This is a genomic window from Synechococcus sp. 63AY4M2 (genome assembly GCF_002760475.1).
In the GTDB taxonomy this organism is placed as follows: Bacteria; Cyanobacteriota; Cyanobacteriia; order Thermostichales; family Thermostichaceae; genus Thermostichus.
On the sequence record NZ_AXUX01000001.1, the window covers coordinates 2,252,555 to 2,257,554 of the forward strand.

The 5,000-nt window shown below is 55.7% G+C and carries 4 protein-coding genes and 2 rRNA genes (1 of these 6 cut by a window edge); 4 read left to right on the forward strand and 2 right to left on the reverse strand.

All coding sequences use genetic code 11. The features are described from left to right. The 4 genes from SYN63AY4M2_RS09975 to SYN63AY4M2_RS09990 form a co-directional block, all read left to right on the forward strand. The coding region (locus SYN63AY4M2_RS09975) for a transposase (protein ID WP_206336841.1) at positions 1 to 321 on the forward strand (321 nt) is incomplete at its 5' end. Between the two features lie 238 nt (positions 322 to 559). Continuing rightward, positions 560 to 838: a hypothetical protein gene (locus SYN63AY4M2_RS09980; RefSeq protein WP_011431115.1), complete on the forward strand. Its 279-nt coding sequence runs from the start codon at positions 560 to 562 to the stop codon at positions 836 to 838. A gap of 60 nt (positions 839 to 898) precedes the next feature. Then, positions 899 to 2,560 (forward strand): TM0106 family RecB-like putative nuclease, encoded by a 1,662-nt coding sequence (locus tag SYN63AY4M2_RS09985; RefSeq protein WP_228375290.1) that lies wholly within the window; start codon positions 899 to 901, stop codon positions 2,558 to 2,560. Positions 2,561 to 2,637: 77 nt separating this feature from the next. Then, entirely contained in the window at positions 2,638 to 3,075 is a 438-nt protein-coding gene (locus SYN63AY4M2_RS09990) for a response regulator transcription factor (protein ID WP_041438522.1), read from the forward strand. 60 nt (positions 3,076 to 3,135) lie between these two features. On the opposite strand, the gene rrf is transcribed toward SYN63AY4M2_RS09990, so the two are convergent. Both rrf and SYN63AY4M2_RS10000 read right to left on the reverse strand, forming a co-directional pair. Then, a 5S ribosomal RNA gene (gene rrf / locus SYN63AY4M2_RS09995) occupies positions 3,136 to 3,253 on the reverse strand. A gap of 58 nt (positions 3,254 to 3,311) precedes the next feature. Next, positions 3,312 to 5,000, reverse strand: a 23S ribosomal RNA gene (locus tag SYN63AY4M2_RS10000) (it continues 1,120 nt past the right edge of the window).

Below are 5,000 nucleotides of genomic sequence, written 5' to 3' on the forward strand. Positions count from 1 at the left end.
TTTTTGGAGTTTTTGAGAAGCGAGCTATGTCCGAAGCTAGATGCGAGGAAGGTTGTGATTATGGACAATTTAAATATCCACAAGAGTCGGGAAGTTGAGGAATTGATTAGGGGGACAGGAGCAAGAATCCTATACCTGCCTGTGTATGCGCCGGAGTTGAATCCCATTGAGATGATGTGGTCGGTGTTGAAGCATTTTATTCGGCAGCTTTGCAGAATTGGGAAATATAGCATGGAGCAGATAGTGAAGACTTCTTTACTACTGATCAATCCATCCTCCTTCCGAAGTTGGTTTGCTAAGTGCTGCTATTGTACCCCTTGAGCCCTTAACAGGCTGTAGTATACATTGCACCTGAAGAGTGAGTTGCGTCCGCAGGGCAGGGCATGAGCGTACAGCAGATAGAGGAAGTTGTGCTAAATGGCTAGTGCTGTATTTGTACTTATGGGTAACAATAGAGACACAAGCTTGAGCGGTCTGGCTGTCAGACTGGGGCTTTCTTCTCAGTGAAGCGACCTCCCTCAGCGCCCACCGATAACCTCTACTAACCAATGTAAGGAAAATGCAGAGCAAAGACCGGTTCGACCAAATTGACTTCCGGCTGGATCGCCTGGTTGGGGCTGTGTTGACCTTGGCCGAGACCGTCAGCTTCGTCAAGGATGACCTGACCCATCTGAAAGCCATTGTTCAACAACAGGTGCTGATATCCCAGGAGCAGAGCACTTGGCTGGGAGAGTTAAAGGCAATATGTCAACAGCAAGCCGATACAGCTCGTCGCCAATCTGAGACGATTGAGCGGATCATCGCCCATCTCCTGCCCGCTCAGGATCCCAAGTCTTGAAGGATCAGAGGGCAACCTGGGGGCATGCCACAATGGCAGCAGAGCTGAGGTTTTCCACCGTTGGAGTGCCAGGTTGCAGCAGCAGGACAGGGTTCTGTTGAGGCTGAGGAGCTGCTTGCTTTCTTTCGTTGCCGACGCTTGCCTTACCTGGATCGCTTTGGCCCTCAAGAGGCCAAGTTGCCGCCGGACAACCTGCTGGAGCAATGGCGGCGGGATCGCCAAGCCCTGGCAGCCGCTGTGTTTGAGCGATTCCCCGGAGAACGGGTTGCGCCGGGCAATGAAGCTCTCTTGGCAGCCATGGCCGACGGGGCGGAGCGGATCTACGGCGGACGGATTGCCGCAGAGCTGTTTTGGCAACCGCAGGAAGATCTCAACTGTACTGCTGAGGCAGAGCTGTTGCAGCTTGCTTCTGAACCTGTCCCTCACTCCTCCTCTCCAAGGGATCCCATCCCTGCCCCAGAAGACTGCGAGATGGTGCCCGCTCTTGCGTTGCCGCCTGAAGCTGTTCCAGAGAGACGTTCAGTTTGGGTGAGCAGCTCCCTGGATCTGCTAATTCGGGATCCCGCTCTCGTTGGCAGAAGTCGCCACGCCGCCCGATCCTCTTACCTGCCGGTTCATATTCGTATCGGCAAACGCCCCAAACCGGAATACGAATTGGTGCTGGCTTTGCAGGCAGAGTTGCTCGGATCCCTGCAGGGAAACGTTCCCAAGCGGGGCATTTTGATCCTGAAAGATGGGAAGTGGCACCCCGTCCACCTGAGCCGCCGACGAGCACAGGTGCGGCAATTGCTGCAGGAGTACCTGCACTCCCTCAACCAGCCGGAACCACCGCAGGTGTTCATGGCCCGCAGCCGCTGCCATCTTTGCCACTGGCGGGAGCACTGTCGGCAGTTGAACGCCGCCGCTCAACCCCTCAGCCTGCTGCCGGGCGTAACCGGATCCCGCTATCCCCTTTTGCAGGAGGCAGGGATCCATTCGATTGAGGCTTTAGCTAACGCTCGCCTGGAGATGCTCCAGGCTATCCCCAAGCTGGGAGCCGGCGTGGCCCTGCAACTGCAGCTTCAAGCCCGTGCCACCCTCAGCCGCAAGCCCCTCTGGCTGCAATCCCCGCCTCAGGCTCTGCCGACAGCGCCCGTGGAGCTGTACTTCGATATCGAGGCGGATCCCCGCCACAACGTCGCTTACCTACTGGGCTTGCTCGTGGTAGAACAAGCAGAGGAGAACAAGGTTGTCAACTACTACAGTTGCCTAGCTGCTGAGCCGCGAGAGGAAGGGCAAGCCTGGCAACAATTCCTACAGCTAGTTCAACGCTACCCTGAGGCCCCCATCTATCATTTTCACAGCTTTGAAGTACAGACTTGTCGGCGACTGGGGGAGCAGCACCAAACGGATCCCCGAGAGGTGCGGCAACTGCTGAAGCGCTTTGTAGATTTGCACATCTGGGTTCAGCGCTCGGTAGTGCTACCCATCGAGAGCTACTCCCTGAAAAACATCGCTCGCTGGCTGGGGTTTAAGTGGCAACTACCCGAGGGCAGTGGAGCCCACTCCATCTACTGGTACAGCCAGTGGCTGGAAACACGAGATCGCCGCTATTTGGAGCAGTCGCTCATCTACAACGAGGACGACTGCCGGGCTACCTATTGCCTTAAAAACTGGCTAAGCCAAGGTTCGGTTCTTGCCCCCGTCGACGGCCCAAGCCCAGATACTTGGGCCGGACATTGATCGAACCAGCACCATCTCGGTGGAATCGAAATCTGCCTCTCCTCATTTTGCTAACGAAAGATGCTGATCTCAAGCGCATGCTCTTGCAAAAGCCTATTGACCCAGATGCTATCTTTAAGATTCTCAACGAGCAACTAGATTATGCCAAAAATGAAGCCTCAAACCTCGAGAGAAAAAGGATTTTAGTTGTGGATGACAACAAGTCATTCGTCCTTGCGCTGAGAGAACCACTGGATCCCTGGAGACTTGACCTGTACTCCCTCTCGATCCCAAAAGACTTTTGGGAGCAGCTTAATCAAATAATGTCGGAATTAAACGACCGAGATTGGAGCAAGATCCCGATACTCTTCCTAATCGCCCACCCAGACCCTCACACACTCGAACAAGTCTTTCAAGCGGGAGAGGATGACTTCGTTGGTAAACCCATCGTCGGTCCAGAGCTGATCACGCCCATCTTCAACCATCTGGAACGCACAGAACTCTTACGGCGAGCTCAAGGGAGAAACTTCCCGTAAGTTTTACCCCCAGATGAAAATTAACCCCCCTTGTATTGGGGGGTTGGTGTGGAGAGATGAGCCTGGCACCGAGCTAGGTTACCGGAGGGTCACCCCTCAAGTAGGTTCGCCGCTGATGCGTTTCACGTCCGAGTTCGGGATGGGGTCGGCGTGGTTCCACATCGCCATAGGCACCAGGCAAAGGGAAAAACACCTTGAAAGCTGCACAGCAAGAGAAGGCAGAACACCCCTGCAGTTGGGTCAAGCAGACGGTCTATTAGGACTCCTCGGCTGCATGCATTGCTGCACTTCCACCTAGAGCCTATTACCGGGTCGTCTTCCCGGGACCTTAACAGAGGACTCATCTTGAGGTGGGCTTCCCACTTAGATGCTTTCAGCGGTTATCCACTCCGCACATGGCTACCCAGCGTCTACCGTTGGCACGATAACTGGTACACCAGCGGTGCGTCCCTCCCGGTCCTCTCGTACTAGGGAGAGCTCCTCTCAATCCTCTCGCGCCTGCACCGGATATGGACCGAACTGTCTCACGACGTTCTGAACCCAGCTCACGTACCGCTTTAATGGGCGAACAGCCCAACCCTTGGGACGTACTTCCGCCCCAGGTTGCGATGAGCCGACATCGAGGTGCCAAACCTCCCCGTCGATGTGAACTCTTGGGGGAGATCAGCCTGTTATCCCTAGAGTAACTTTTATCCGTTGAGCGACGGCCCTTCCACTCAGCGCCGTCGGATCACTAAGGCCGACTTTCGTCCCTGCTCGACTTGTAGGTCTTGCAGTCAAGCTCCCTTATGCCTTTGCACTCTACGACTGATTTCCAACCAGTCTGAGGGAACCTTTGCGCGCCTCCGTTACCTTTTAGGAGGCGACCGCCCCAGTCAAACTGCCCACCTGAAACTGTCTTTTCCCCCGCTTCCGGGCGGAAAGTTAGAATTCTAGCCCTGCCAGAGTGGTATCTCACCGGCGACTCCATACCCCCCGCAAGGGGTACTTCCCAGTCTCCCACCTATCCTGCGCAAGCAAGGCCCGAACCCAATTCCAGGCTACAGTAAAGCTTCATAGGGTCTTTCTGTCCAGGTGCAGGTAGTCCGCATCTTCACAGACACGTCTATTTCGCCGAGTCCCTCTCCGAGACAGCGCCCAGATCATTACGCCTTTCGTGCGGGTCGGAACTTACCCGACAAGGAATTTCGCTACCTTAGGACCGTTATAGTTACGGCCGCCGTTCACCGGGGCTTCGGTCGCCAGCTTCGCTTGCGCTAACCGACTTCCTTAACCTTCCGGCACTGGGCAGGCGTCAGCCCCTATACGTCGTCTTGCGACTTAGCAGAGACCTGTGTTTTTGGTAAACAGTTGCCTGGGCCCTTTCACTGCGGCCAGCTCGCGCTGGCACCCCTTCTCCCGAAGTTACGGGGTCATTTTGCCGAGTTCCTTAGAGAGGGTTATCTCGCGCCCCTCGGTATCCTCTACCCACCCACCTGTGTCGGTTTCGGGTACGGGTGACAACCTTCATCGCCTACGAGCTTTTCTTGGCACTACCCTTCACCACGCGGAGTCCGTAGACCCCTCCCAATCCATTCAGGGTGTGGCTAGCTCTCGTGCGTCCCTCCTCAGCTCCAGTTGCCAGTCAGGGATTATCAACCCTGTCTCCATCGACTACGCCTTTCGGCCTCGCCTTAGGTCCCGACTAACCCCCCGCGGACGAACCTTCCGGGGGAACCCTTGGGTTTTCGGGGCATTGGATTCTCACCAATGTTTGCGCTACTCAAGCCAACATTCTCACTTCCGCCTCGTCCACGGCTGCTCACGCTACCGCTTCACCCTAGTGCGGAACGCTCCCCTACCATTCACATCCACAACTTCGGCGCATCGCTTAGTCCCGTTCATTTTCGGCGCAAGGGCGCTTGACCAGTCAGCTGTTACGCACT

Excerpts from the sequence above, each read along its gene's own strand:
- SYN63AY4M2_RS09990 (WP_041438522.1), top strand. The coding sequence starts at position 2,638 with ATGCTCTTGCAAAAGCCTATTGACCCAGATGCTATCTTTAAGATTCTC.
- SYN63AY4M2_RS09980 (WP_011431115.1), top strand. The coding sequence starts at position 560 with ATGCAGAGCAAAGACCGGTTCGACCAAATTGACTTCCGGCTGGATCGC.